The organism is Symbiopectobacterium sp. Eva_TO (genome assembly GCF_053848865.1).
The window spans coordinates 1,394,659-1,421,306 of record NZ_JBSPEY010000004.1 but is presented as its reverse complement, the minus strand read 5'-3'; the positions used below and the strand labels follow the sequence as shown (position 1 = coordinate 1,421,306).

Below are 26,648 nucleotides of genomic sequence, written 5' to 3'. Positions count from 1 at the left end.
ACGATGAGATTCGGCATTACCGCTAAACTGTTTCTCGCCATTTTTGCTACCTGCATGCTGCTGTTGATCACCATGCATTGGGGCGTGAGAATGAGCTTCGAACGCAGCTTTGTTGATTACATCAAGCAAGGCAACGCACAGCGCGTCGAGCAGTTGCGTGATGCATTACAGGAACAATATGCGCAGTACGGCGACTGGACGTTCCTGCGCAACAATGAACGCCTGGTGTTCAAACTGCTGCACACCATGGATCAGAATGAAGATGACGGCAACAGCATGCGCGGCTGGCGAGTCCGGCTCTGGGTGCTGGATGCTCAGCGTAACCGGCTGTTTGGTTCACCAGCCCCGATTGCCGCCGAAAGCACCTGGCAAGCCATTCGCCATCAGGGCATGGTGGTCGGTTGGGTGGTGGCATCCCCCAGTGAACGCCTGACGCGCGATGCGGATATCAATTTCGACCGACAGCAACAGCGCACCAGTTGGTTTATTGTCGGGCTGTCAACGCTGCTCGCCATCATCGTGACGTGGCTGATGGCGCGCGGTCTGCTGGCGCCGGTAAAACGACTGATGCAGGGGATCCACCGTCTGGCCGCCGGGGAGTTTACTGCTCGCGTGCCGGTCAATACCCGCGATGAGTTGGGCCGGCTGGCGCAAGATTTTAACCAGCTCGCCACCGCACTGGAAAAAAACGAGCAGTCGCGCCGCGCCTTTATGGCCGATATTTCTCATGAGCTGCGCACGCCGTTGGCGGTACTGCGCGGCGAGCTGGAAGCCATACAGGATGGCGTGCGCAAGGCGGATTCAGGCTCCCTGCTCTCTTTGCAAAACGAAGTTTCCACGCTGACCAAACTGGTGGATGATCTGCATCAGTTGTCGCTCTCCGATGTCGGCGCGCTCGCTTATCGCCGCGTTTCCGTGGATTTAATCCAACTGCTGCATATCAGCGTCCTTCAACGAGCGCTTTCAGAAGAAACACATTGAGGTCATCACGCAGTTGCCAGAACGCGCCAGCGCCTTTGGCGATCCGGACCGGCTCAGCCAGCTGTTTAACAACCTGCTGGAGAACAGTCTGCGCTACACTGACAACGGTGGGCAGTTACAGATCCGTGCCCATACTGAAAATGGTGTGTGCACTCTGGTATGGGAGGACAGCGCGCCGGGTGTCGACGCCGAGCAACTGGCTCGGATTTTCGATCGTTTCTACCGCGCAGAACGGTCACGCAATCGCGCCAGCGGCGGTTCAGGGCTGGGATTGGCTATCTGCAAGAATATCGTTGAGGCCCACGGGGGACGATTGTATGCTAGCGCTTCCTTACTCGGTGGTTTGCAGATGACCGCCGAATTCCCGCTTCATCCACCGGAGTCCTGAAACGCTGATGACCGAAACCTTATCGAACGAGACGCTGCCAGAGCAGGTGCTGATTGTTGAAGATGAGCCCAAGCTCGGCCAGCTTTTAGTGGACTACCTTCAGGCCGCAGAATACCACACACATTGGATCACCCACGGCGATGAGGTGTTGCCTTGGGTGCGTGAGCACTCATCGTCGTTGATTCTGCTGGATTTGATGCTGCCAGGCACCGATGGTCTGACGCTGTGCCGCATCATCCGCCAGTTTTCCAATGTGCCGATTATTATGGTTACCGCGCGTAGCGAGGAGATTGACCGGCTGCTGGGATTGGAAATTGGTGCGGATGATTACATCTGCAAACCCTACAGCCCACGGGAAGTGGTGGTACGGGTGAAAACCCTGCTACGCCGCTGCCGCTGGCAGTCTGCACCGCCGCCCGAAGCAGGACTGGAAGCCGCCTTGCAGATCGATAACAGCCGTTTTCAGGCCAGCTACCTCGGACAACCGCTCGATCTGACACCAGCAGAGTTTCGCCTGCTGAAAACCCTTTCGACAGAGCCCGGTAAGGTGTTTTCGCGCGAAGCGCTGCTGGATAAGCTCTACGATGACTACCGCGTCGTGACCGATCGCACCATCGACAGCCATATCAAAAATCTGCGGCGCAAGCTGGAGCAACTGGACGAACTGATGTAGCCCCCTGTAACACCAGACAGTAGCTGTATCTCCAGATAAGAGATAGGCTTAGATATATGTCTAACAATCATGCTAATTTTGAAATGACCGGGATCCTGTTAGGGCAAGAAGTCCGTAAGCGTAAAACTCCGCAAGAGAAAATCGCCATCATTCAGCAGACAATGGAGCCGGGGATGAACGTCTCCCATGTAGCCCGCCTGCATGGCATCCAGCCCAGCCTTTTGTTTAAGTGGAAGAAGCAATACCAGGAAGGAAGCCTCACCGCCGTTGCGGCCGGAGAAGAAGTGGTTCCAGCTTCGGCGCTGGCGACTGCCCTCAAGCAGGTCCGGGAGCTACAGCGCCTTCTGGGTAAGAAGACGATGGAAGTTGAGATCCTCAAAGAAGCAGTGGAGTACCGCCAGTCGCGAAAATGGATAGCGCACGCGCCCTTGTTGCCAAAGGACGGGGAATAGCTCTGGTCAGCCGCGCCATGAGCGTGTCGCGTGCGCAGCTGTCACTGCGGGTTAACCGTTCTGCCGACTGGCTGGACAGGCGCAGCAACCGGCGTAATGACGAAGCTGATGCTGAGATATTATCGGACATCCTCCGTATCATCAGCGACATGCCCAGTTACGGTTACCGCCGAGTGTGGGGTATCCTGCGTAAGCAACGTCGTGCAGAGGGATTTCCACCGGTGAACGCCAAACGGCTTTACAGGATAATGAGCGAGCATAACCTGCTGTTGTTGCATGATAAAACTGAACGTCCGAAGCGGGAGCATAAAGGCAAAATCGCGGTAGCAGAGAGCGATATGCGCTGGTGCTCAGATGGCTTCGAGTTCGGTTGTGACAACGGCGAGAAGCTGCGGGTGACGTTCGCACTGGACTGCTGCGACCGGGAGGCCATAGACTGGGCAGCGAGCACCAGGGGTTATGACAGTTCAACCGTGCAGGATGTGATGCTGAGGTCGGTGGAAAAACGCTTCGGTAGCGCGCTGCCGGATAAACCAGTGCAATGGCTGACGGATAATGGTTCAGCGTACACAGCGCATGAAACGCGGAAGTTCGCCAGAGAACTGAATCTGGAGCCCTGCACAACAGCAGTGAGCAGTCCACAGAGTAACGGCATGGCAGAACGGTTCGTGAAGACGATGAAGGAAGATTACATCGCCTTCATGCCAAAACCCGATGTGCGAACAGAGCTGAAGAATCTTGCAGCGGCGTTCAATCATTACAATGAAAACCATCCGCACAGTGCGCTGGGATACAACTCCCCAAGAGAATATCGGCGCCAGCGGGCATCGTTAACTTAAGATACAAAAGCTGTCCGGAGATGGTGGGTCAAGATCAGAGCAACTGGACGAACAAACGTCGTTTATCCGCACCGTTTATGGCATGGGATACCGCTGGGAAGCCGGATCCTGTGAAGTGGTCTAACGCACAGAGGTTCCCTCCCCCCATTTTAATATGCTCGTGTTTCCCAGCGAATCACGACGAGGGGCCATTATGTGGCACATCCCTGTGCCCCACCCTACGGGCCAGCGCAAGCGCTGTTCAAATTTGCTCCGGGCAAATTTGTCGGCGGCTTACGCCGCTACGACCCCATCACCGCACTTCGCCTAACAACAGGCTTTGTCATCAGACTGAGGTTCCCGACAAACGGGAACCCGCTGATAACCGCTTACTTCACCACACCAAACGGATCCGGCTCCGTGTGTTTGTTGGCGTTGTTCCAGTAGTTCTGCAAGATCCACCCGTATTCCGGCAGCCCGTCGATAAAGGGTTTCAACATGGCATCGGCGGAGGGTTTCTTCCAGTCGGCTTGAAGTTCTGCCTCTAACGCGTAGACCGTTTCCAACTGTGCGCCAGCTGCCGTCATGCGTTGCATCGCGGCATCCGCTTCATATTTACTCCAGGCACCAGAGGCATCCACTACGGGATAAACCTGATAGCCATCATTCAACATGGCGAGCGTCGGGAAGGCAACGCAGGTCCCCAGCGTTACCCCGGAAATAATGATATGCGTACGACCAGTCTTTTTCACCAGATCTTCCAACGCCTTACGGAATGAAGGATCTTCATAGGCATTGATGATCCCGGTGCGGCGATAAATGGGTTCATCTTTAAAGATTTCTTTCAGTTCCGGCAGGGTGTCGCCGTTTTGCCATTGCGCATTGGACGAGGTGATCAACACCGGAATCTTTAACGCTTTCGCCATTTCAGCCAACGCGACCACGTTGGCTTTATAGCCGGATGCCTGATTGAAATCACGCGTACTGGCCATCAAATCCACCTGCTGATCGATAAACAGCATAATTGTGTTTTCGGGCGTTGGCTTGTCGTAGTCCACGCGCCCGGCTTTACGCGCATCGGCAGCACTGACTTTGTTCGGCAGAATCTGATCGGCTATCGGGCTGATGATGTCTGCCAGACGATCCTGAGCAAACGACGGTGCGCAAACCCCTGCCAGTAACAGCGATGCGATCGCGACGCTAAGTACTTTTTTCATACCATTCTCCTGTTTCGTCAAAGTAGTTATCTGTTGCTTATGCGCGGCTCAGCCAGGCCGGAACGATATCGGTGCCTAATCCAGCACCGTAGCCAAAATAGATATTCAAACCGGCTAACGGTTCGAGGTAACGTGCATTGCGCAGCGTGCCAGCATCGACCGGTTTGAAGCCCGTACTGGCAATCAAGGTCTGAACTACCGCTTTCGCCTCAACGTCATCCCCGGCATAGAACACGGGTGCAACCTGCCCTGCGGCAAAGGCCGGGCCTTCTGCTACCACCTGCGCAAACGTGGTGTTAAACGCTTTCACGATATGTGCCGCCGGAAAGGTGTTGGCGATCTCTTCCGCGGCTGACGTGCTGTGGCCAAGTGTCAGACTCATGTAATCAGCAGACAGCGGGTTGGTAATATCAATCACCACTTTGCCGCTGATATCACCCAGCGAACAGAGTGCGCTAACCGCTTCACCGTAGGCGGTTGCCAGCATAATCACCTGCGCACCTTGCGCGGCAACTGCGGCAGGCACTGCCTGTGCACCCTTAAACCACCTCGTTATACACAAGTCCGCAACGCCTTATATGCCAAGGGTTAGCGGGCTGAAATAGGCAGCCGGTGGGGTTGTAAATGAAGTGAAACCGACGTGTACTATCGCCATTTACGGCGCTGAAAAATGACACGGGATTCAGATGGCTGGGCACACCAAGAACTGGAAGGGGTAAATCTTGGTGACACGAGGCTCAATAAGCGTGCCAAAGGGCTTTTGATACGGCTGGCTGAGAATCCGCAAGCCAGCATTCCGCATGCGTGCCTCGGATGGTCTGAGACGCTGGGTGCTTACCGCTTCATGGAGAACTGTAGTGGTCAACTAATATTGGCCACCGCATTAGACTGTATGTAGAACAGTCGCTCAGATTCGTTTGGAGTTAAGCCCATATCGTTATACACATCTTTCTAACGCACTGTTTAATCAATGAATTACGGGTTTATCTCAGAGTGGCATTTTGAACCTCAAAAAGCCAATGGGATGGCTTGAATGCCTTAATTCACGGGGTTCTGAGCATCCTGTTCAAAAAATGGCCAAAAGATGTGTATAACGATATGCCCTTAAACTGCGCAGCTAATGCCTGTGCTTTGTTAAGGTCACGCCCAGTCACGCGTACCTGATGCACTGCCAGCGTAAAACGCTTAACAAAACTGGACCCCATACTGCCGGTACCTACAACGGTAATAATCATGATGGAACTCCTGGTTAATTATTTGATATGTATATAGTTAGTGAATGAAACACAGGTTTCGCTTCATGGTTTGGCAGTTTACAAGTCTTATAATCAGAGATATATATAGTTATTAGAGATGAATTATCTCTAATATAGAAACAATCATGCGGAGTGCTGGATGGACAAGTTTCAGGCCATGAATACCTTTGTTGCGGTCGTTGAGGCAGGCAGTTTTGTCGGTGCCATGGATGCTGGCGTTATCTAAGCCGGTGGTGTCACGTCACGTTGCCGAGTTGGAGGAGTACCTCGGTGTGCGTTTGTTGCAACGCACAACGCGCCGATTATCGTTGACGGAGGAGGGCCAGAACTACTATCTGCGTTGCAAAGAGTTGCTGGCATCGGTAAAAGAGGCCGAGTCGGAAATTACTGCCTGCTCGGCGGAGGTTCATGGGCGATTACGTGTGGGTGCGCCGCAAACCTTCGGCGTGAAATACCTCGCGCCGTTGTGGGGTAAATTTGTGGAAGAGAACCCGCAGGTGAAACTCGATATCATTCTGTCCGACCGCGTGGTGGATCTGGTGGAAGAAGGTTACGACGTGGTGATTCGCATCGCGCAATTGCCTAACTCTATGTTGGTGTGTCGCCCGCTCGCCAAAACACGCATGGTGCTGTGTGCTTCACCGGCCTATCTGGCGCACCACGGTACTCCGCAACATCCGCAGGCACTGCGCGATCATCGCGTTATCTCTTATAGCTATTGGGCACCGGGTAATGAATGGCACTTCTCTCCCAACGATGGCGGTGAGACTATCGCCGTGAAAACCCAACCGCATATTCATGCTAACAACGGAGATACCTGCCGTTATACCGCGCTGGCACATCGGGGCATTATTCTACAACCGGATTTTCTTGTGGGCGAAGATTTACGCGCAGGCACGCTGGTCGAAGTGTTACCCGATTACAGATCGCTGGAACTGAATATTTACGCCGTCTACCCGACGCGTAAACTGCTGCCGCTCAAGGTAAGACGCTTTATCGATTTTCTGGCCGAACAGCTTAGCACTCCCCCCTGGTATGGTTGTACGGGCACACCGGGAAATCAGCGTTAAGGCCTACTTGTCAAAAAAACTGTTCGACTTGATGAAAAATCTGCCCTGTTACGCTTTCTCCCGGCTGTTAACATGGATAACGTCACAACAATAACTATGATTATTTTTTAGGTTTGTCTCACCGACAACGGTCAAGACGGGGAACGCTATATCATGTCAGGTTTAGTAAATGGCCAATGGGTCAATGGTGATGTCGCCGCAGAAGAGATCAAAAATGGGGCCTTTCAGCGTCAGGAAACGCTGTTTCGCCAAACAACGCTGATCCCAGAAGCAGGCCGCTATCAACTTTTTGTTTCTTATCTCTGCCCGTGGGCATCACGCACCTTGATGTTCCGCAAGCTCAAGGGACTAGAAAATATTGTTTCCCTGTCCATTGCGCAACCCGTGATTGCGGATAACGGCTGGGAGTTTACCACCCCGCAAGATGCCGGCGAACACGTTGCTCCCGTACGTTATCTGCATCAGTTGTATACCGCTAGTGATGCCCATTACACCGGTAAAGTTTCAGTACCGGTGCTGTGGGATCGTATTGAAGGGCGTATCGTCAATAACGAATCGGCTGATATCATTCGTCTGTTCAACAGCCAGTTTGACACCTTGACCGGTAATCATGAGGATTATTATCCCCTCGCACTGCGCTCCACCATCGATGAATGGAATGAAGTGATTTACCACAACATCAACAACGGCGTGTACAAAACCGGCTTTGCCAAAACCCAAGAGCACTACGAAAACGCGGTGACAACGCTGTTCGAAACGCTGGATCGCGTTGAAACACATCTGGCGACCCATCGCTATATTGCTGGTGATACCATTACCGAGGCTGACTGGAGACTGTTTGTGACCCTGGTGCGTTTTGATGTGGCCTATCACGGTGCATTCAAATGCAATATCCGCCGCATTGAAAATTACCCTCATCTGTCGAACTATCTGCGCGAACTTTACCAATGGCCGGGCATCAAAGAGACGGTCAATATTGACCACATCAAAGCGGGTTATTACGGTATCCGTTGGCTGAATCCGACCGGCATTGTGCCACTCGGCCCATAGGTTGATTTACAACGTGCGCACAACCGCACCAGCCTCGGCAAGTAATCCTCGTTGCCCACGCCAGCGTGCGCGTGGGCAATAGCCACACTTTTTCTGCGTCGTTAGCTGATTTTTACCGACATTAGCGCTAGAATCCCCCTCCTTTACTGTTCCCTCAGAGAACAGCCTGACTTGTGATCAGACCAGAGAGACACCATGTTTAAACCGGAACTGCTTTCTCCGGCCGGTACGCTGAAAAATATGCGCTACGCCTTCGCGTATGGCCCTGATGCGATTTATGCCGGTCAACCCCGTTACAGCCTGCGGGTGCGTAATAACGAATTCAACCACCAGACGCTGGCGCTCGCCATCAATGAAGCCCACGAACTGGGGAAAAAATTCTACGTGGTAGTGAACATCGCCCCGCATAATGCCAAGCTGAAAACCTTCCTGCGCGATCTTCAACCCGTGATTGATATGGGGCCGGATGCGTTGATCATGTCCGATCCCGGCGTGATCATTTTGGTAAGAGAAAACTTTCCACACATGCAAATTCATCTTTCGGTGCAAGCCAATGCGGTGAACTGGGCAACGGTGAAATTCTGGCAGCAGATGGGGCTGAGCCGCGTGATCCTGTCTCGCGAACTGTCACTGGAAGAAATTGCCGAGATCCGCCAACAAGTACCGGACATGGAGCTGGAAATTTTCGTGTACGGCGCATTGTGTATGGCCTACTCTGGCCGCTGCCTGCTTTCCGGTTATATCAATAAGCGTGACCCCAATCAGGGCACCTGCACCAACGCCTGACGTTGGGAATACAAGGTGCAGGAAGGGAAAGAAGACGATACCGGCAATATCGTTCACCTGCATGACCCGATTCCGGTACAGAATGTAGAACCCACGCTGTGTATTGGTGAGCCGCCTGACAAAGTGTTTATGCTGGAAGAGAACCTGCGTCCCGGTGAATACATGAGTGTGTTCGAAGATGAGCACGGCACCTACATCATGAACTCACGCGATCTGCGCGCCATTCAGCACGTGGAACGTTTAACCCAGATGCATGTGCACTCGCTCAAGATCGAAGGCCGCACCAAATCCTTCTATTACTGCGCCCGCACGGCAGACCCTGTAAATGATTCTGTGTAAATGCCTTTCTCAGTATTGACCGTCCAGGCGGTCACCGAACTCGATAATAAAACGGCTCATTGCCATACGCCAGTCCCGCAGTGGCATCGTCCATTTCTGTGAGGCCGACTGGATTGCCAGCCACACCACCTTTTTCACTGCGTCGTCAGTCGGGAACACCTTGCGTTTTTTAATCGCATGCCGGATAACACTGTTCAGCGACTCGATGGCGTTGGTTGTGTAGATGACTTTGCGGATATCTGCCGGGTAAGCGAAGAACGTTGCCAGATTGCTCCAGTTCGTCTGCCAGCTCCGGCTTATCTGTGGATAGCGGCTGTCCCATGCGCTGGCGAATGCTTCCAGCGCCTGCTGGCCTGCTTCTTCCGTAGCGGCCTGATAGATGGCTTTCAGGTCGCGTGTGACGGCTTTGTAGTCCTTCCAAGAGACGAACCTCAGGCTGTTGCGTACCATGTGCACGATGCACAGCTGGATGCGGGCTTCCGGATACACCGCGTTGATGACGTCCGGGAAGTCTTTCAGACCGTCGACACAGGCGATGAGGATATCGTTCAGGCCGCGGTTTTTTAGTTCTGTCAGCACATTGAGCGAGAACTTCGCGCCCTCGTTTTCGGCCAGCCACATACCCAGCAGTTCTTTCTGGCCCTCGATGTTGATACCCAGTGCCAGGAACACGGATTTATTGATGACGCGACTGTCCTGCCGGACCTTCAGGATGATACAGTCAAGGTAAACAATGGGATAGACTGCATCCAGTGGACGATTTTGCCATTCAGTAATCTGTTCCATCACCGCGTCGGTGACCTTCGAGACCAGCGCCGGTGAGACATCCGCGTCATACAGCTCTTTGAACGCAGACGCTATCTCGCGGGTGGTCATCCCTCTGGCGTACAGGGACAGGATTTGGTTATCCATCCCGGTGATCCGGGTCTGGTTTTTCTTCACCAGTTGTGGTTCGAAGGAGCCATCACGATCGCGCGGAGTACGTAGTTCCAGAGGGCCATCGCCGGTGGTCACGGTGTTTGTGGAATAGCCGTTGCGGGAGTTGGCCCCCGGTTTGGGCTGATTTTTATCGTAGCCCAGATGGTGGGACATTTCGGCGTTGAGAGCAGCCTCAACGCTGATTTTCTTCATTTTCTTCAGCAGGCGATCGAATTGGCTGAGATCGCCAGGGGTTTTGAGATTTTTGGCCAGTTCGTTAGCCAGAGCCTGCAACTGTTTTTCGTCCATAAATTAACCTGTTTTTGATGTTGGATTGAACATATCAAAATCAGGCAATTACACAAATTGGTAATGACTCCAATTAGTAGAACATGTGTTTTTCGATGAAGGCTCCGATGACTTTTTCGTGGATCTCGACGGAGCGCGAGAAGCAAATCGTTTTACGCGCCAGTCGTTTAATGCGGGTACGGGCTCTATGCGTTGCGTGAAGATCTTGCCAGTCAGATGTTTCTGCTTCGGAACCTCTCTTGCATAGCTGCCCCAGTTGTCACTGGTAATCATGCCGATGTTGAACGGTGTCAACAGAGCCAGCAATTCACGGCAGGTCTCATCGGTTCGGGGGCCAAAAGTGTAGGCCAGAACACCGCCCGTTTTGGTATTGTAAGCGTACCAGAGCCAGTGCTGTAGCGCCTTACTGCCAACGAAGCTCCATTGCTCATCAAGTTCACAGATAAGGGCGACGTCGGCGTGAGCAACGGGAGAAGACGTTATCCTGCGGGGCGAGAGCTTTTTAAAGCCCGGATGACCGTATTGATGCCGATTTTCAACGTTCTGGCGGTATCGCGAACACCGGCACCGTTGAAGGCCATATCAACGATCTGCTCTTTGACTCCCGGCTTTCGCGCTTCATAGCGGTAGGTAAGCTGGGATACACGGCGACAGCACTGACACCGGAAGCGTTCGCGCTTAGTTGGACTAAGGCCATGTCGATAAACTTTATCTGAATGGCAGCGAGGGCAATGAACAAAAACAGTAACCACGTGGAAAACTCAAATAGCGGCAGAATATCACAAAAGCCAACTATTTGAAGGCATTACCGCGTATCGTAGGTTACCATTATGGTCACATTTAAACCGACAAATAGGCCATACAGTTTGAGGTAAGAGCGCATCCATACTCCTCTACTATTATATTTTCTTACGCAATATTTAACGTACAGTCGCTGCAAAAACCAGATTCTGAAAAACGAATCAACTTTAGCAACTACTGAATCAACTTAGCATCACCGGTGATTATTTATAGAAAATACTTCTTTATTGAGTCTTGATTGAAATACGAAAAAGGGGAGAGGACTGTATGGAGATACCAAGACCAAACCGATGATAATGCGCGGATAAAATAGAAAGAACATGATGGTAACAACATCGCGCTATCGTCTATACGATAGCGCGAGGAGAGAAACAGCATACTACTCGCAATACTGGCGCAGTGCGTCTTGTTTCTCGGGCAACAGGCGGTAAAGGTACACAGGGCGACCGGTCGATCCGTAGAGGATATTGGTGGCAAGAATATTAGTATCAGCCAGATATATCAGATATTTACGGCAAGATACGCGAGATATGCCAATCGCGTTCGCCAGCATTTCCGTGGAAAACTCAGCCCCTTGGTTGCCTTCAATCCATTCGCAGACGGTGCGTAGCGTCAGACTGGTCAGCCCTTTCGGCAGTTTTTTACGCTCACTGGCCACACCGCCGCTGGTGCGACGAATCAGGCTATCAATATCCGACTGAGCAACAAATTCTCGATGTTTCAGCAGGTTCGCTTCTTCGCGATAGGCGGTAAGCGCCTGTTCAAAGCGAGAGAACTGGAACGGTTTGATCAGGTAATCGACCACGCCGTAATGCAGTGCTTTCTTAATGGTATACACATCACTGGCGGAGGAGATGATAATCACATCCGTTTGTTCGCTGAACTCACGAATGGTCGGCAGCAGATCCAACCCGTTATCCTGCTGCATATAGATATCAAGCAGCACCAGATCGATCTCGTAATCGGGTTGCATCAGTAAATTTCGCGCCTGCTGTAAGGTTGGCACCGTTGCATAACAGTTGAAACCGGGCACCTGTCTCAGATAGGAACGGTTAAGTTCTGCAACCATGGCATCGTCATCAACAATCAGTACATTTATCATGGTTAAACAGCCTTGGCTTGATAAGGGATATTCACGAAAAACTGGGCATACACCTCAGGTTCCGACTCAAAATCGATACTGCCGCCCACTTTTTCCAGGCTCTGCTTGGTCAGGTAAAGACCGATTCCGCGCCCGGATCCCTTGGTGGAGAATCCTTGTTCATAAATACGGTGCTGATTTTCCAGCGTAATACCGGGGCCATCATCGCCCACGATGCAGTGCAAGCGCCCATCCTGATGATGGAAACTCACGCTGATTTCTCCGTTTTCCATGTTACTCATTGCATCCATGGCATTCTCAATCAGATTACCCAAAACGGTGATCAACTCATTGGTGGCATCCATATCGTCGGTTTCGGGCAACAGGCTCTCTTCGGTTATCGACAGTTGTATGCCAAGATCGCGCGCCCGGTTGATTTTACCCAGTAAGAACCCGGCAATCACCGGCGATTTCACCTTGCGAATAATCGAGCCAATTTCTGCCTGATAGTTGTTCGCCGTTTTTAAAATATAGTCTTCCAACTGCGAGTAGTATTTCAAATGGAGCATGCCCAAAATCACATGCAGCTTGTTCATAAACTCGTGGGACTGTGCCCGTAGCGCATCGGCGTAATAGGACATCCCCGTCAAGCGCTGCAACAACTGGCCAATTTCAGTCTTGTCGCGGAACGTGGCGATAGCACCAATCACGTTACCTTTCACCGTCACTGGCACGGTATTGGTCAGCAGCAAATTGCCGTTGATATTGATCTCTTCATCACGCTGAGCGATACCACTTTCCAGCACTTGTCTGAGTCGACGGTGCTCCATCCACTGCTCGCTGATGGTTTCTGCCGACGCATTGGCCGCCATATTGCCTTGTCGGAACAGCCTGCGCGCTTCATCGTTAATCACCGTAATACGGCCGCTGTCATCCACGGCAATCACCCCTTCCTTGATCTGTTTCAGCATGGCGTTGCGCTGCTCAAACAGATTGGAAATCTCATAGGGTTCAAACCCCAGCATGATGCGCTTGTGGATTTTCACCAGCACCAGCGTGCCGAGTCCGCCAACCAACGCCCCTGCCAGCAACGCCCAAGGGATCATCCAGCGGTTTTCACTGATCACTTTCTGCACGCTGGTCAGCGCAATGCCTAACGCCACAACGCCGACCTGCTTGCCATCATTATTAAAAACCGGTGTAAACACCCGTAGCGCCGGGTTCAGCGTACCACGGTTAATCGAGGTATTTTCCAGCCCAAACAGCGCAGGATAAATGTCGCGCCCGGCAAAATGTTCACCGATACGCTCCCGTTCCGGGTGGGTATGTCGCACCGTGTCCATATCGGTCACGGTGACAAACAGCAGTTGATTGCGTTGCGTGATGGTCTCGGCGGCGCGCTGCACCGCTTCGGGGTTACCCAATCCTTGCAACTCATCAATCACTACCGGGGAAGCGGCAAAGGTGCGCGCAATGGCAAACGCCTTGTCGCGCAGGCTGTCTTCGGAGAGTTGGTTAATGCGGAAAAACAGCAGAGCATAGACCACCAGCAACACTGCGCCTAACACGACAGAGACCATCAGAAAAACGGATGTTCCCAGCTTCATCGGTGCTTTTGTCCTGCTCATGTCTTGCTCCGGAATCACCTTGGATATCCTTATCTTAACCTGTTTTTCCGTATTTATCGTCCTGCGTTATTGCCCCGCGTTACGGGGCAAGGAAAATCGCAGTCTGATAGGAATTACCAGCATCCCAATACCTTCCACCACATGCCCCCAATACCCAACCAAATAGAAATCACGACCAGGCTGATAAAGAAGCCAATTTTCCACCAGGTTGACAGCGGCATATAACCACACCCAAACAGGATCGGTGCCGGACCGCTTGAGTAGTGCGTGGTGGACATGAACAGGTTACTGAAGATACCAAACGCCAGCACTGTCAGCATCGGCGGTGCGCCTGCCGCCAAAGCAATGGAAACAAAGATGGCATACATGGCGCTGATATGGGCAATCGCACTCGCCATCAGGTAGTGGCTGTAGTAGTAAACCAGCAGCAAGATACCAAGCATCGGCAACCAGTGGAATCCGCTGACAGCGTTGCCCGCCAGTTGGCCTAACCAGGCAATTAGTCCCATCTTGTTCAGTTGCCCTGCCAGCGTCATCAGCACGGCGAACCATACCACGGTGTGCCAGGCTTCTTTCTCGCCGACCACGTCATCCCAACTCAGCGTACGGCTCAGCAGCACGCTAAGCCCCGCCAGCGCGGTCAAGGTGGCATCAATATTCAGCGTGGAACCCAACACCCAGAAGGTAACCAGACCAAGGAATACACCTAACACCACCCATTCATCGCGCGTCATACGCCCCATTTCACGCAAACGCTCCACGGCAATGGCACGCATTTCCGTAGTTTGTTTCAATTCAGTCGGATAGAAGCGATAGATGAGATAAGGGATCAGTGCCAGAGACAGGATACCCGGTACCAGCGTTGCCAACGCCCAATCGGTCCAACTGATGTGAATACCGAGCTGCGCCGCCAGTTTTGCCACCATCGGGTTACCGGCCATGGAAGTCATGAACATGGCGGAGGTAATGGCATTACACTGGAAAATGGATTGCACCAGAAACACACCGATACGGCGCTGGGTGCCTTTCTCCGGCGTAGAATCATAGGCCTCAGCAATAGAACGGAACAGCGGAGTGATGATCCCACCACAGCGCGCCGAGGTGGAAGGCATCGCTGGGGCAAACAACAGATCAGTGAACACCAGACCATAAGCCAGGCCGAGCTAGCTGTTACCCAGTTTGCTGATGAACAGCAAACCGATGCGGCGGCCAAAACCGGTTTTGATAAAGCCGCGCGAGATAAAGAAGGCACAGGCGATCATCCAGATGGTAGGGTCGCTAAACCCGGCCAATACGTCTTTAATCGAGAGCAAACCAAGGATCGCCACGGACGTCAAACTGAACATCGCCATGGCACCGAGGGGATACGGAGAGAGGATAAGACCAATAACGGTGGCAATGAAGATAGCCATTAGATGCCAGGCATCAGGCTTGACGCCCTCCGGCACGGGTAATAACCATAACGCGACAGCAATACCGATAATGATGAGGAGCTTAACTAGGCTGTGTCCCTTAATCCCATGAGTTATACTAACTGTTTGTTTCTACATCATTTTGAACTATGGCTCGCTACGACCTTCCCGATGAAGCATGGGCTATCATCCAGCCCTTACTCCCTGCTGAACCAGCAACACCACAGGCCGGACGCCCATGGGCTGAGCATCGCATGATTATCAATGGCATGTTCTGGGTGCTGTGCCTGGTGCCCCATGGCGTGATTTACCTGAGCGATACGGCCCATGGAAAACCGTTTATAACCGCTTTAACCGATGGTCAAAATCGGGAGTCATTAACATTATTTTCAATAAGTTACTTTCATCACTTGATGCCCATGGCCTCGTGGACTGGTCAGCGACTGCGCTGGATGGTAGCAATATCAGGGCGCTGAAATGTGCTGCCGGTGCTCAAAAAAACATCCCGATATCACCGGAGATAATGGTCTGGGTCGCTCTCGAGGTGGTTTTGGCACCAAAATCCATATGGCTACAGACGGAAGTGGTCTTCCGTTAAACATCGTGTTGAGCCCCGGTCAGGCTCATGAAAGTCAGTTTGCACTACGTCTTTTGGACGGTATTGGTGTTCAACGCCAGAACGGCAGTATGAAACGCCGTGGTCATGCGGTACTCGCTGACAAGGCGTACTCCGGGCATGTATTACGTAACGAGCTGAAAAACAGAGGTATAAAAACTGTCATCCCCCGAAAATCCACTGAAAAAATGGCGGTGGATGGTCGTTCAAAGCTCGATCGTGACGCTTACCGCAATCGGAACGTTGTTGAGCGGTGCTTTGGTCGTCTGAAAGAATACCGTCGCATTGCGACACGTTACGACAAAACGGCGAGGAATTATCTGGCAATGTTGAAACTGGGCTGCATCCACCTCGTTATACACAAGTCCGCAACGCCTTATATGCCAAGGGTTAGCGGGCTGAAATAGGCAGCCGGTGGGGTTGTAAATGAAGTGAAACCGACGTGTACTATCGCCATTTACGGCGCTGAAAAATGACACGGGATTCAGATGGCTGGGCACACCAAGAACTGGAAGGGGTAAATCCACCTCGTTATACACATCTCTGTTCGTGCCTGAGCGCGCGTAGCGTTTCGGCGGCCGTCATGACTTTCTGCAAGCCTTTCCAGATAGTTTTTGCGCCTGGTTCACCGTCGCCTTTTCGAGCAAGAAAGCCTCCGAGTTGCGCAACTAAGCGCAATACTTCGTTTAGCTTAGGGCGGCCCTTGGGCATACGCTTGTTCATCAGTAGGTAAGCGCCATGAGTCTCGTCGGAATCAAAGAACAACATTGCGTCTAGCTCTGGACAGGTTCGTCCCATACGCATTAAATAGGCGATGCGCCATGCCACGATCATGAACAGCGCCAATGCCCGCTCAATGCGATCCACGGTCGATAACTGTAACGCTTCGACACAGCAGCCGTTCTTCAGCACATTGAAGAACATCTCGATTTCCCATCTAGCCCGATACCAGTCGATCAGCTCCACGATATCTTCTCGTCCTTCAGGTACGCGATTGCTCAGCAACCACCACTCGACCGGCTTCACGCCTGCTGGCGGCTCAATTTCCTTGGCTATCACACAAGTCACTGCCAACCCGCAACGCAGCGACACTCGCTTCACGCGCAGCGCCTGTTTCACCGTACGCGCCTTCTGCCCCGCGCGAGCCGCCATAACGAATTGGATTTCTCCCACCGGCACGGTCTTTCCAACCTTCTGCCAAAGCTTCTCATTACAGTCCAGACTGCGATTATGAGTTGAGCGGATCAACCAGTCAGCCGGAGTGCCAAGGTCATCAGCGAGCTGCATCAACGCCTTGATATCCGCTTCGCGATCGGCTAAGTACACCAGACGTGTGTTTGGCAACTCCGAGGCGAGTTCAGCAACTCGCTCGTATCCCTCGAGCCAGCGCGTACTCTCCTTGATCCCATCGCGTTTTCCGTCTGCATCCTTCGGCTCTCTTGCCCACATCCACGCATCCAGTACGCCCAACCCCACGCGATCCGGACTGACCGCGTAGGTCGGATGCAGGTACAGACCACGCCTGGCTTCGTAGTTCAAGGGACCCAAGCCTTGGATTTGCTGCCCGTTGAAGTCAAGCTCGGTAGTGTCTTGGATACACAGCACAACCTCGTGTTCTCGGATCCTTTCCTGCGTACGCTGCCAGTGAGGTTGCAGAATGTCTCGCCATTCGAATGCTTGGTTCTCCATGAAGCGGTAAGCACCCAGCGTCTCAGACCATCCGAGGCACGCATGCGGAATGCTGGCTTGCGGATTCTCAGCCAGCCGTATCAAAAGCCCTTTGGCACGCTTATTGAGCCTCGTGTCACCAAGATTTACCCCTTCCAGTTCTTGGTGTGCCCAGCCATCTGAATCCCGTGTCATTTTTCAGCGCCGTAAATGGCGATAGTACACGTCGGTTTCACTTCATTTACAACCCCACTGGCTGCCTATTTCAGCCCGCTAACCCTTGGCATATAAGGCGTTGCGGACTTGTGTATAACGAGGTGGGGTAAATCTTGGTGACACGAGGCTCAATAAGCGTGCCAAAGGGCTTTTGATACGGCTGGCTGAGAATCCGCAAGCCAGCATTCCGCATGCGTGCCTCGGATGGTCTGAGACGCTGGGTGCTTACCGCTTCATGGAGAACCAAGCATTCGAATGGCGAGACATTCTGCAACCTCACTGGCAGCGTACGCAGGAAAGGATCCGAGAACACGAGGTTGTGCTGTGTATCCAAGACACTACCGAGCTTGACTTCAACGGGCAGCAAATCCAAGGCTTGGGTCCCTTGAACTACGAAGCCAGGCGTGGTCTGTACCTGCATCCGACCTACGCGGTCAGTCCGGATCGCGTGGGGTTGGGCGTACTGGATGCGTGGATGTGGGCAAGAGAGCCGAAGGATGCAGACGGAAAACGCGATGGGATCAAGGAGAGTACGCGCTGGCTCGAGGGATACGAGCGAGTTGCTGAACTCGCCTCGGAGTTGCCAAACACACGTCTGGTGTACTTAGCCGATCGCGAAGCGGATATCAAGGCGTTGATGCAGCTCGCTGATGACCTTGGCACTCCGGCTGACTGGTTGATCCGCTCAACTCATAATCGCAGTCTGGACTGTAATGAGAAGCTTTGGCAGAAGGTTGGAAAGACCGTGCCGGTGGGAGAAATCCAATTCGTTATGGCGGCTCGCGCGGGGCAGAAGGCGCGTACGGTGAAACAGGCGCTGCGCGTGAAGCGAGTGTCGCTGCGTTGCGGGTTGGCAGTGACTTGTGTGATAGCCAAGGAAATTGAGCCGCCAGCAGGCGTGAAGCCGGTCGAGTGGTGGTTGCTGAGCAATCGCGTACCTGAAGGACGAGAAGATATCGTGGAGCTGATCGACTGGTATCGGGCTAGATGGGAAATCGAGATGTTCTTCAATGTGCTGAAGTGTATTAGTCGCGACTTGATCTGACACTGGACCTTGAAAGGTTGAGAGTTACCGGTTTTGATATGGGTGTCGAATCCTTATACAAAACACGAGGTAACTCTCATGCTTCATACTAACAATCCCATCATCAAACACAAAGCCGGCCTGCTCAATCTCGCCGAAGAACTCGGTAACGTATCAAAAGCCTGTAAAATCATGGGGGTGTCACGCGACACGTTTTATCGCTATCAGGAACTGGCGGCAGAAGGCGGCATTGACGCTCTGGTTAACCAAAACCGCCGGGTTCCCAACCTGAAAAACCGTGCTGATGAAGCCACTGAACGTGCGGTTGTTGATTACGCCATTGAGTTCCCGGCTCATGGCCAGCACCGGACCAGTAATGAGCTGCGTAAAAAAGGCGTCTTCATTTCTGGCAGCGGTGTGCGCTCCATCTGGCAACGACACGATCTGGAAAACTTTCGTAAGCGCCTGAAGGCACTTGAGGAAAAAGTTGCCAGAGAAGGCATTGTACTTACTGATGCTCAAATCGCTGCACTGGAGAAGAAGGCGCACGACGACGAAGCCTGTGGTGAAATAGAGACTGCTCACCCGGGTTATCTGGGGTCGCAGGACACCTTCTACGTGGGTAATCTGAAAGGTGTTGGCCGTATCTACCAGCAGACGTTCGTGGATGGCTTTGTTGAATAAATCAGAACTTGTAACGACTGTGCCCCAGGTCGATTGTTACGTGATGCGAATACTGTTCGGCATTCCTAATAGCGTGATCCGGTTAAGCGCTTTGACCATCGCCATGGCTTCACCCACCTGAGCATCGTAGTCACGCAGACTTAGATGACCACCCAGAAGCGTTTTGAACCGGAACATGGCCGTTTCAGCCACTGAGCGTCGGTGATAGCCCACTTTCTTTTTCCAGGTATCGTTGCTGCCGCTCAGGCGCTGATTTGCAACAGCGTGGTTACGCTCGTGGTAGTGGTCCGGCCAATATTGCGCCCCCCTTCGCGGCGGGATAAGCGGCCTTATTTTCTTCCTCAGCAGAGCATCATGGCAGTAACCTGTATCGTAAGCGCCGTCAGCCTATGCCTCTCTGATTTTCCGGTGGGTCTGGTTTATCAGTGCCGGTAGAGCCTGGGCATCAGTCGTACCACTGAGCGACAAATCCGCACAGATAATCTCATGCGTCGCACTGTCTACTGCCAGATGCAGCTTACGCCACACCCTGCGTCTGTCGGCACCATGCTGCCGGACTTTCCATTCGCCTTCGCCAAAGACCTTCAGGCCGGTTCCATCAATGACCAGATGTGAGATTTCACCACGGGTTGGCGTTTTTATGCTGATCTTCACTGTCTTTGCTCGCTTGCTGAGCAGCGAATAGTCTGGACAATGCAGCGACAATTTAATCAGTTTAAAAATCGAGTCAACAAAACCCTGTAAAGCCCTCAATGAAAGGCCAAACACGCGTTTCATCATCAGGACTGTGGTGATGGCCATATCTGAGTAGTGGAGCGGTCGTCCACGCCGTTCAGTAGTCGTTTTTTCCGTCCATGCAGCAATGGCTGATTCATCTAGCCATACGGTTAGAGAACCGCGCTGCTTGAGGGCATTGTTATAGGAGGGCCAGTTAGTGATTTTAAAATTTTGTTTTGCCATGGAGACCTGATGTTGAAACAACTATGGTGATCTGATCCGATGATTAACCAAACTTTCTATTTATTCAACAAAGCCTTCGTGGATACGTACTCGAAAGTGGCGCACTGCAAGCTTTACACGAGTAAAGCACCGATCTCTGCCGCCGACCTGCTCAATGATCGCGTGCTGCCGTTCTACGAAGCTCAGGGGCTGCCAATGCTAAGAATACTGACGGACAGGGGGACGGAGTACTGCGGTAAAGTGGAACAACATGACTATCAGCTGTACTTGGCTATCAACGATATAGACCATACGAAAACGAAAGCGATGTCTCCGCAGACAAACGGTATCTGCGAGCGCTTCCATAAAACTATTTTGCAGGATTTTTATCAGGTTGCGTTCCGTAAGACGTTATACGAGGACCTAGAAAGTCTACAAAAGGATCTGGACAACTGGTTGTGGCATTACAATAATGAGCGAACTCATCAGGGTAAAATGTGCTGCGGGCGTACGCCAATGGCCACGTTACTTGATGGTAAACGAGTCTGGGCAGAAAAAAATCTGAACCAGATTTAATCTGACAGACACCTGTATAAATAACCGGTAACTGTCAGATCAGGTCTGAGCTAATACAGCTGAAGAACGGCTGCTGTGTCGAAGCGTTACAGTTATCGACCGTGGATCGCATTGAGCGGGCATTGGCGCTGTTCATGATCGTGGCATGGTGCGTATTCGCATCGTAATCGATCACCCGGGAACCTAACTTTTTTATCGTTTTAGCGTGTTTCTTCTGCGCTTTCCACTGCCAGGCTATTTTTCCTTAATGATTCTCCCTGAAGCTCCACTCTGTGAGAGTTGTGGATCAGCCGATCCAGGAAGGCATCTGCCGCCGTCGGGTTTTCCATCACTCCGTACCATTGCTCCACCGGCAACTGGCTGATAAGGATCGTGCTGGTTTGCCCATATCGCTCTTCCGTTATTTCCAGCAAGTCATTGCATTGCCGCGTTGTGATAACTTCAAGACCAAGGTCGTCCAAGATAAGAAACTCTATTTTTTGAAGCTGTTTCAGTTGTTTAAGCCAGCTGCCGTCCAGTCGGCCCTGCTCAAGCTGATCCAGCAGCCGACCCATGCGCCAGTATTGAACGCTTCTCTTTTGCCGGCACGCCTGCTCGCCCAGGGCACAACCTACCCAGCTTTTTCCGCTGCCAGTTGGCCCTGTTATCAGGATATTCTTGCTGTGGGTGATGTAATGCCCGTTCAGAAGCTCGCGCATCTGTTCGGCCTTTAACCCTCGGGAGACCGGATAGTACATACCCTCAGGGGTTGCACCGTGGCGCAACCGTGCCTGCTTTCTCAACCGCCCAACACGGCTGTTTTCACGATTCAGTAGCTCTTCTTCGACAAGTAACCCCAGGCGTTCTGCGAACCCCAGCTCATTGTATGTACCAGGTGCCTCACGCTGGCGTATCATGCCATCGGCCATTGCCGACAGCTTCAGCGTTCTAAGTTTGGTTAGCAGGTCATCAGTCATAACGACTCCCTTTTTCAGTGGTAATATTTTGGACCACGCAGATTCTCGTGCTCCAGTGGAAGCTGTAACTCTCTATTTCCTTTAACTGTTTCTCCGATGCCCTCCCTGTTGTGACGCAGCAGATTCTCGATAAAACGCCTTTCCGGATGGTTCAGCCCGCAGGCCTTGTCACAGGCTTTTTCCAGCCGTTCGGCACCGTATTTTTTCTGGAGCGACAGTAGGCCGAGAACAGCCCGATAAGCCTGCTCAGGATGATTCTTCGCGTTTAGCATCGCTTCCACCACCTGCCGGGTCGCCTTGCCGGTTCTCGCGGCATTATCCAGCAGCTTTTCAGGTGTCCAGCTGCTGTGCCCGCGGTGATTGACCGGCATGTGTGCCGGATTCGTGCTGTGGCTGTACTGCCGATCGCTGCGAGGGTGCTGAGCCACGCAGCGGCCCTTATGCCAGACCTGGACCAACGTCTGACCCGCTTTTACCGACAGCCTTTCACCAACCAGCTCATGGGGAACGGAGTACCAGTGGCGGTCGTATTCAACGTGATAGTCAGGAGCGACCTTCACCGCACGGTATTCGGTGTATTCATAGGGCATGGCTGGCAACGGCTGCAGGCACGGCGCATCGAGCAGCGCAAAGCGCTGCGCTCGGCTCTGGCCCCATAACCTTTCATTGGCCGGTTATTCAGCTCGGTCATCAGCTCACTGAGCCTGACGTTGAGCGCATGCATCGTATGGAAGGTTTCATTGCGTATTCGCGCCAGGAGCCACCTTTCGACCAGCAGGACGCCGTTTTCCACTTTGGCCTTGTCTTTCGGTTTGTAGGGTCTGGCTGGCATCACTACCGTGCTGTAATGCGAGGCCAAAGACTGATAGCTGTCGTTGATGACCGGCTCGTAGCGATCTGCTTTGCTCACCGCGCTACGCAGATTATCGGGTACCAGCAGGGCTGGAACGCCGCCGAGGAAGGTCAGGCAGTGGCTGTTAGCATTCAGCCAGCTCATCATGTCCTGACCGGGGCAGGCTTCTGCATAGGTATAATTTGACGCTCCCATGACAGCGACGAAGATGGCGACCCGGCGCACATTTCCCGTATCGGGGTCGGATACCGGCACCGTGGGCCCGCAGAAGTCGATGAACAGCTTCTCACCGGCACGGTGGGTCTGGCGCATCGAGCGTTTCTGGCATTTCTTCCATTGGCGATAACAACGGCAGAACTGAGAGTAGCCCAGCGCCATTTCTCCGGTTTCGGTGCTGTATTCTATCCACAACAGCTGCCTGGTAACCCCTGGCCGTCTTAGCTCGGTATCGATATACAGCCAGTCTGGCGCGATAAGCTCCGAGGCATATCGTTATACACATCTTTTGGCCATTTTTTGAACAGGATGCTCAGAACCCCGTGAATTAAGGCATTCAAGCCATCCCATTGGCTTTTTGAGGTTCAAAATGCCACTCTGAGATAAACCCGTAACTCATTGATTAAACAGTGCGTTAGAAAGATGTGTATAACGATATGGCTCCGAGGTGCGCATTCTGCGGGTGGGGAACAGCATCTTTTCCAGTTTTTCTGGCAAGAGCGCATCAGGCAATGGCCACGACAGCGATGCGGCGGTAAAACGGGAGAGCACCTCATAAACTGTGGAAGGGCTGACCCTAAGAGCAGCGGCGATGGTGCGATTAGACTGGTTGCACTCAAATTTGAGTTTGAAGATCTGAAGACAAGTCTCCATGGGACTCCTGCTTTTTCTCTTTCTGGCCATCGTTATCTCCATTTCAGTAGAAACTGCGAACGGAGAGGAGGTTAGAAGAGTTAAGTCCCGGAGTGATCGATACGACGCGAATCAGTGATCGACCTTAGATGCGAAATCGTGATCGATTGTCATGCGAATCACTGATCGATCACGATGCGAATATGCACGTAAGGTTCGAGCGCACGCAAGACGGGTAAATCCGTGGCCCAGGCCGTGCCAACCGTTTCATCCAGCAGTGCCGACAGCTCCGGATTACACTGCTTTAGCCAGCGGCGTGGCGTAATGCCATTCGTCACGTTATGAAATTTTTGCGGCCAAAGTTGGTGGTATTCTGGAAAAAGATCGCTCACAACCAGACGCGAATGCAGTGCTGCCACCCCGTTAACGGCAAAGCAGGCCACCACGCACAGGTTTGCCATGCGCACCTGATGCTGATAGCGAATGGCAACACGCGGCCAGATATGCTTTGCCTGTGCTCCCCACTGTTGTTCCACCTGCGCTTTGAAGTGTGTATCAATGGTGTTGATAAGATCAAAATGGCGGGGCAGAAGGCGATGGAACAAGCCATCATGCCAGCGCTCAAGCGCTTCTGGCATCAACGTATGGTTGGTATAGGCAAACATACGTTGGGTGATACCCCACGCCTCGTTCCAATCCAGATGATGCTCATCCAGTAACACGCGCAACAATTCCGAAATAGCCAGCGTCGGGTGCGTGTCATTGAGTTGAATCACCTCCCACTCTGGCAGCGCTGACAACGTCCGCCCAGCCTGAAGATGTCTCCGCACAATGTCCGCGACGGCGCAGGCACACTGAAAATATTGCTGCATCAGGCGCAGACGCCGACCGGCGGCATGGTTGTCATTCGGATAAAGCACTTTCGTCAGGCTCGCCGCTGACACACCGGCGCGCTCCGCGTCCATATAGCGTCCGGCGTTGAATGCTGTGAGATCAAAAGGGGTTTCTGCGGTAGAGTGCCAGAGCCGCAACGCCTGTACCACGCCATTTTGATAGCCCAGCACCGGCACATCGCGCGCCTCACCGCAAAAATAAAAGGCGGGTTGCCATTTTTGGTAATTGTAGTGGTCAACTAATATTGGCCACCGCATTAGACTGTATGTAGAACAGTCGCTCAGATTCGTTTGGAGTTAAGCCGCCGTTATACCAGTGAGGCCGGATAGCGCTGTAATACCCCGTGATGTAGCGGATAATCGCGTCCTGGGCTTCGCTGAAGCTGTTGTAACCCTTTGTCGGCACCCATTCTGTCTTCAGGCTGCGGAAGAACCGCTCCATTGGCGCATTATCCCAGCAGTTACCCCGCCGACTCATACTCTGCTTTATCCGGCAGCGCCACAGGGCTTGCCGGTATTGACGGCTGGTATAGTGGCTGCCCTGGTCGCTGTGGAACATGACTCCTGTTGGTTGTCCCCGGAGTTCCCAGGCCATCTGCAACGCTTTAACTGTCAGCGCCGAGTCCGGCGACGTCGACATGGCCCAGCCCACCGGTTTGCGGGCGAACAGATCTAGCACCACCGCAAGGTAAGCCCAGCATTTGCCCGTCCAGATGTAGGTCACATCGCCGCACCAGACCTGATCCGGCGCGGTAACCGCGAACTGGCGGTTGAGATAGTTCGGTATTTCAACGTGTTCATTGCCGCCGCGTTTGTATTTGTGAGCCGTTCGCTGGCAGCTGGCGATACCCAGCTCCTTCATCAGCTTGCCAGCCAGCCAGCGCCCCATTTTGACACCGGAGCTGCCGGTGACGATGGTCGCGATACTTCGAGCGCCGGCAGAGCCGCCGCTGGCGTTCCAGGCTTCCATGACGCGGCTACACTTAACCACGCGCTCACCGTCGGGTTCATTAGCGGAAGCCTGCCAGTGCCTGTAGCTGCTGCGATGTACCTCAAAAGTTTGGCACAACGCCGTGACCGGGTATCGCGCCCTCAGCCTGTCGACTACCGTGAACCGTTGAGTGAGTCCGACATTAAGAGCGCCGTAGCCTTTTTTAGGATTTCGTTCTCCATTTCAAGGCATTGGACTTTTTTCTTCATCTCACGCAGCTCGAGCTGTTCAGGGGTAAGAGGAAGTCCCGTTGGCGTTTTTCCCTGTCGTTCAAGGCGAAGCTTATTGACCCAGCGACTAATGGCAGAATGGCTGACATTAACCGCCTCTGCGGCCTTAACGTATGTGTAGCCGTGGTCGACAACCAGCTTTGCGGCTTCGAGCTTAAATTCCGCCGTAAAATGTTTACCCATGAGGTCACCTGTCGTGTTGATGAGGTGAGCATATCACCTCCGATCAGGTGGCCAGTATCAGTGTGCCACTACAAATGACTCCAATTAGTAGAACATGTGTTTTTCGATGAAGGCTCCGATGACTTTTTCGTGGATCTCGACGGAGCGCGAGAAGCAAATCGTTTTACGCGCCAGTCGTTTAATGCGGGTACGGAGCGTCAGGTTATTGCGCTCTATGCGTTGCGTGAAGATCTTGCCAGTCAGATGTTTCTGCTTCGGAACCTCTCTTGCATAGCTGCCCCAGTTGTCACTGGTAATCATGCCGATGTTGAACGGTGTCAACAGAGCCAGCAATTCACGGCAGGTCTCATCGGTTCGGGGGCCAAAAGTGTAGGCCAGAACACCGCCCGTTTTGGTATTGTAAGCGTACCAGAGCCAGTGCTGTAGCGCCTGACTGCCAACGAAGCTCCATTGCTCATCAAGTTCACAGATAAGGGCGACGTCGGCGCGAGCAACGGGAGAAGACGTTATCCTGCGGGGCGAGAGCTTTTTAAAGCCCGGATGACCGTATTGATGCCGATTTTCAACGTTCTGGCGGTATCGCGAACACCGGCACCGTTGAAGGCCATATCAACGATCTGCTCTTTGACTCCCGGCTTTCGCGCTTCATAGCGGTAGGTAAGCTGGAATACACGGCGACAGCACTGACACCGGAAGCGTTCGCGCTTAGTTGGACTAAGGCCATGTCGATAAACTTTATCTGAATGGCAGCGAGGGCAATGAACAAAAACAGTAACCACGTGGAAACCTCA

Annotated in this window: 15 protein-coding genes and 12 pseudogenes; 11 read left to right on the top strand and 16 right to left on the bottom strand. The window is 52.8% G+C overall.

All coding sequences use genetic code 11. The features are described from left to right. The first annotated feature begins 3 nt into the window (after positions 1-3). The 3 genes and pseudogenes from baeS (at position 4) to ACWWJF_RS09455 (ending at position 3,333) form a co-directional block, all read left to right on the top strand. A pseudogene (gene baeS, locus ACWWJF_RS09465) lies at positions 4-1,369 on the top strand (envelope stress sensor histidine kinase BaeS). Between the two features lie 7 nt (positions 1,370-1,376). Beyond that, a pseudogene (gene baeR, locus ACWWJF_RS09460) lies at positions 1,377-2,030 on the top strand (envelope stress response regulator BaeR); the annotation flags it as partial. A 95-nt stretch (positions 2,031-2,125) separates the two neighbouring features. Next, positions 2,126-3,333 (top strand): IS3 family transposase gene (locus tag ACWWJF_RS09455; protein WP_455871014.1). Its coding sequence is split into 2 segments (ribosomal slippage): positions 2,126-2,447 and positions 2,447-3,333, totalling 1,209 coding nucleotides; the frame shifts between segments, so codons are not numbered across the junction. A 368-nt stretch (positions 3,334-3,701) separates the two neighbouring features. Here ACWWJF_RS09455 and ACWWJF_RS09450 read toward each other — a convergent pair. Both ACWWJF_RS09450 and ACWWJF_RS09445 read right to left on the bottom strand, forming a co-directional pair. Continuing rightward, the gene (locus tag ACWWJF_RS09450) at positions 3,702-4,529 is read right to left on the bottom strand and encodes an isochorismatase family protein (protein ID WP_455869291.1); all 828 of its coding nucleotides are present in this window, start codon (positions 4,527-4,529) and stop codon (positions 3,702-3,704) included. Positions 4,530-4,566: 37 nt separating this feature from the next. After that, positions 4,567-5,055 (bottom strand): NADPH-dependent F420 reductase, encoded by a 489-nt coding sequence (locus ACWWJF_RS09445; RefSeq protein WP_455869290.1) that lies wholly within the window; start codon positions 5,053-5,055, stop codon positions 4,567-4,569. A gap of 144 nt (positions 5,056-5,199) precedes the next feature. On the opposite strand from ACWWJF_RS09445, the gene ACWWJF_RS09440 reads away from it, so the two are divergent. After that, complete coding sequence (locus ACWWJF_RS09440) at positions 5,200-5,427, top strand: IS4/Tn5 family transposase DNA-binding protein (RefSeq protein WP_455868791.1); 228 nt, start codon at positions 5,200-5,202, stop codon at positions 5,425-5,427. Positions 5,428-5,572: 145 nt separating this feature from the next. Here ACWWJF_RS09440 and ACWWJF_RS09435 read toward each other — a convergent pair whose 3' ends face one another. Further along, positions 5,573-5,764: an NAD(P)-binding domain-containing protein gene (locus tag ACWWJF_RS09435; protein WP_455869289.1), complete on the bottom strand. Its 192-nt coding sequence runs from the start codon at positions 5,762-5,764 to the stop codon at positions 5,573-5,575. 230 nt (positions 5,765-5,994) lie between these two features. Here ACWWJF_RS09435 and ACWWJF_RS09430 point away from each other — a divergent pair, with 230 nt between their 5' ends. The 3 genes and pseudogenes from ACWWJF_RS09430 to trhP all read left to right on the top strand — a co-directional run. Then, positions 5,995-6,855 carry a LysR family transcriptional regulator gene (locus ACWWJF_RS09430; protein WP_455869288.1) on the top strand — a complete coding sequence of 287 codons (861 nt, stop codon included), beginning with the start codon at positions 5,995-5,997 and terminating at the stop codon, positions 6,853-6,855. Positions 6,856-7,008: 153 nt separating this feature from the next. Beyond that, positions 7,009-7,905 (top strand): glutathione S-transferase family protein, encoded by an 897-nt coding sequence (locus ACWWJF_RS09425; protein WP_455869287.1) that lies wholly within the window; start codon positions 7,009-7,011, stop codon positions 7,903-7,905. Positions 7,906-8,100: 195 nt separating this feature from the next. Next, positions 8,101-9,006, top strand: a pseudogene (gene trhP / locus ACWWJF_RS09420) (prephenate-dependent tRNA uridine(34) hydroxylase TrhP); the annotation flags it as partial. A gap of 33 nt (positions 9,007-9,039) precedes the next feature. Here the strand turns inward: trhP and ACWWJF_RS09415 are convergent. From ACWWJF_RS09415 to ACWWJF_RS09395, 5 genes and pseudogenes are all read right to left on the bottom strand, one after another. Continuing rightward, on the bottom strand, positions 9,040-10,257 hold the full coding sequence (locus tag ACWWJF_RS09415; RefSeq protein ID WP_455869286.1) for an IS256 family transposase: 1,218 nt from the start codon (positions 10,255-10,257) through the stop codon (positions 9,040-9,042). A 73-nt stretch (positions 10,258-10,330) separates the two neighbouring features. Beyond that, positions 10,331-11,009 (bottom strand): annotated as a pseudogene (locus ACWWJF_RS09410) (IS1 family transposase). Positions 11,010-11,437: 428 nt separating this feature from the next. After that, positions 11,438-12,160 (bottom strand): two-component system response regulator DcuR, encoded by a 723-nt coding sequence (gene dcuR, locus ACWWJF_RS09405; protein WP_455869285.1) that lies wholly within the window; start codon positions 12,158-12,160, stop codon positions 11,438-11,440. Between the two features lie 2 nt (positions 12,161-12,162). Beyond that, a complete protein-coding gene (locus ACWWJF_RS09400; protein ID WP_455871013.1) occupies positions 12,163-13,767 on the bottom strand; it encodes a sensor histidine kinase in 1,605 nt (534 codons plus the stop codon). A 113-nt stretch (positions 13,768-13,880) separates the two neighbouring features. Further along, a pseudogene (locus tag ACWWJF_RS09395) lies at positions 13,881-15,284 on the bottom strand (anion permease). A 44-nt stretch (positions 15,285-15,328) separates the two neighbouring features. Here ACWWJF_RS09395 and ACWWJF_RS09390 point away from each other — a divergent pair. Next, positions 15,329-16,202: pseudogene (locus ACWWJF_RS09390) on the top strand (IS5 family transposase). Positions 16,203-16,326: 124 nt separating this feature from the next. Here ACWWJF_RS09390 and ACWWJF_RS09385 read toward each other — a convergent pair. Beyond that, positions 16,327-17,658: an IS4 family transposase gene (locus ACWWJF_RS09385; protein WP_455869284.1), complete on the bottom strand. Its 1,332-nt coding sequence runs from the start codon at positions 17,656-17,658 to the stop codon at positions 16,327-16,329. 124 nt (positions 17,659-17,782) lie between these two features. Between ACWWJF_RS09385 and ACWWJF_RS09380 the strand changes: the two are divergent. Together ACWWJF_RS09380 and ACWWJF_RS09375 are read left to right on the top strand one after the other, a co-directional pair. Continuing rightward, positions 17,783-18,700, top strand: a pseudogene (locus ACWWJF_RS09380) (IS4 family transposase); the annotation flags it as partial. Positions 18,701-18,802: 102 nt separating this feature from the next. Next, positions 18,803-19,378: pseudogene (locus tag ACWWJF_RS09375) on the top strand (helix-turn-helix domain-containing protein); the annotation flags it as partial. Between the two features lie 45 nt (positions 19,379-19,423). Here ACWWJF_RS09375 and ACWWJF_RS09370 read toward each other — a convergent pair. Continuing rightward, positions 19,424-20,347: pseudogene (locus ACWWJF_RS09370) on the bottom strand (IS5 family transposase). A 72-nt stretch (positions 20,348-20,419) separates the two neighbouring features. Between ACWWJF_RS09370 and ACWWJF_RS09365 the strand changes: the two are divergent. Continuing rightward, positions 20,420-20,902 (top strand): annotated as a pseudogene (locus ACWWJF_RS09365) (integrase core domain-containing protein); the annotation flags it as partial. Between the two features lie 200 nt (positions 20,903-21,102). Here the strand turns inward: ACWWJF_RS09365 and istB are convergent. The 6 genes and pseudogenes from istB to ACWWJF_RS09335 all read right to left on the bottom strand — a co-directional run bounded on the left by istB (position 21,103) and on the right by ACWWJF_RS09335 (position 26,636). After that, positions 21,103-21,858: an IS21-like element helper ATPase IstB gene (istB, locus tag ACWWJF_RS09360; RefSeq protein ID WP_455868472.1), complete on the bottom strand. Its 756-nt coding sequence runs from the start codon at positions 21,856-21,858 to the stop codon at positions 21,103-21,105. 14 nt (positions 21,859-21,872) lie between these two features. Further along, a pseudogene (gene istA / locus ACWWJF_RS09355) lies at positions 21,873-23,197 on the bottom strand (IS21 family transposase); the annotation flags it as partial. Between the two features lie 126 nt (positions 23,198-23,323). Then, on the bottom strand, positions 23,324-23,581 hold the full coding sequence (locus tag ACWWJF_RS09350; RefSeq protein WP_455869283.1) for a hypothetical protein: 258 nt from the start codon (positions 23,579-23,581) through the stop codon (positions 23,324-23,326). Between the two features lie 188 nt (positions 23,582-23,769). Continuing rightward, positions 23,770-24,672 (bottom strand): annotated as a pseudogene (locus tag ACWWJF_RS09345) (glycogen/starch/alpha-glucan phosphorylase); the annotation flags it as partial. A 16-nt stretch (positions 24,673-24,688) separates the two neighbouring features. Further along, positions 24,689-25,857 (bottom strand): IS3 family transposase gene (locus ACWWJF_RS09340; protein ID WP_455869282.1). Its coding sequence is split into 2 segments (ribosomal slippage): positions 24,689-25,602 and positions 25,602-25,857, totalling 1,170 coding nucleotides; the frame shifts between segments, so codons are not numbered across the junction. Positions 25,858-25,941: 84 nt separating this feature from the next. Then, positions 25,942-26,636 (bottom strand): IS1 family transposase gene (locus tag ACWWJF_RS09335; protein ID WP_455869281.1). Its coding sequence is split into 2 segments (ribosomal slippage): positions 25,942-26,393 and positions 26,393-26,636, totalling 696 coding nucleotides; the frame shifts between segments, so codons are not numbered across the junction. Positions 26,637-26,648: the final 12 nt, after the last annotated feature.

What these genes read in the sequence shown, in the direction of transcription:
- ACWWJF_RS09385 (WP_455869284.1), bottom strand. Translation starts at nt 17,658, where the DNA reads ATGACACGGGATTCAGATGGCTGGGCACACCAAGAACTGGAAGGGGTA.
- dcuR (WP_455869285.1), bottom strand. Translation starts at nt 12,160, where the DNA reads ATGATAAATGTACTGATTGTTGATGACGATGCCATGGTTGCAGAACTT.
- ACWWJF_RS09350 (WP_455869283.1), bottom strand. Translation starts at nt 23,581, where the DNA reads ATGGAGACTTGTCTTCAGATCTTCAAACTCAAATTTGAGTGCAACCAG.
- ACWWJF_RS09415 (WP_455869286.1), bottom strand. Translation starts at nt 10,257, where the DNA reads ATGGACGAAAAACAGTTGCAGGCTCTGGCTAACGAACTGGCCAAAAAT.
- ACWWJF_RS09450 (WP_455869291.1), bottom strand. Translation starts at nt 4,529, where the DNA reads ATGAAAAAAGTACTTAGCGTCGCGATCGCATCGCTGTTACTGGCAGGG.
- ACWWJF_RS09425 (WP_455869287.1), top strand. Translation starts at nt 7,009, where the DNA reads ATGTCAGGTTTAGTAAATGGCCAATGGGTCAATGGTGATGTCGCCGCA.
- ACWWJF_RS09435 (WP_455869289.1), bottom strand. Translation starts at nt 5,764, where the DNA reads ATGATTATTACCGTTGTAGGTACCGGCAGTATGGGGTCCAGTTTTGTT.
- ACWWJF_RS09400 (WP_455871013.1), bottom strand. Translation starts at nt 13,767, where the DNA reads ATGAGCAGGACAAAAGCACCGATGAAGCTGGGAACATCCGTTTTTCTG.
- ACWWJF_RS09430 (WP_455869288.1), top strand. Translation starts at nt 5,995, where the DNA reads ATGCTGGCGTTATCTAAGCCGGTGGTGTCACGTCACGTTGCCGAGTTG.
- ACWWJF_RS09440 (WP_455868791.1), top strand. Translation starts at nt 5,200, where the DNA reads ATGACACGGGATTCAGATGGCTGGGCACACCAAGAACTGGAAGGGGTA.
- istB (WP_455868472.1), bottom strand. Translation starts at nt 21,858, where the DNA reads ATGACTGATGACCTGCTAACCAAACTTAGAACGCTGAAGCTGTCGGCA.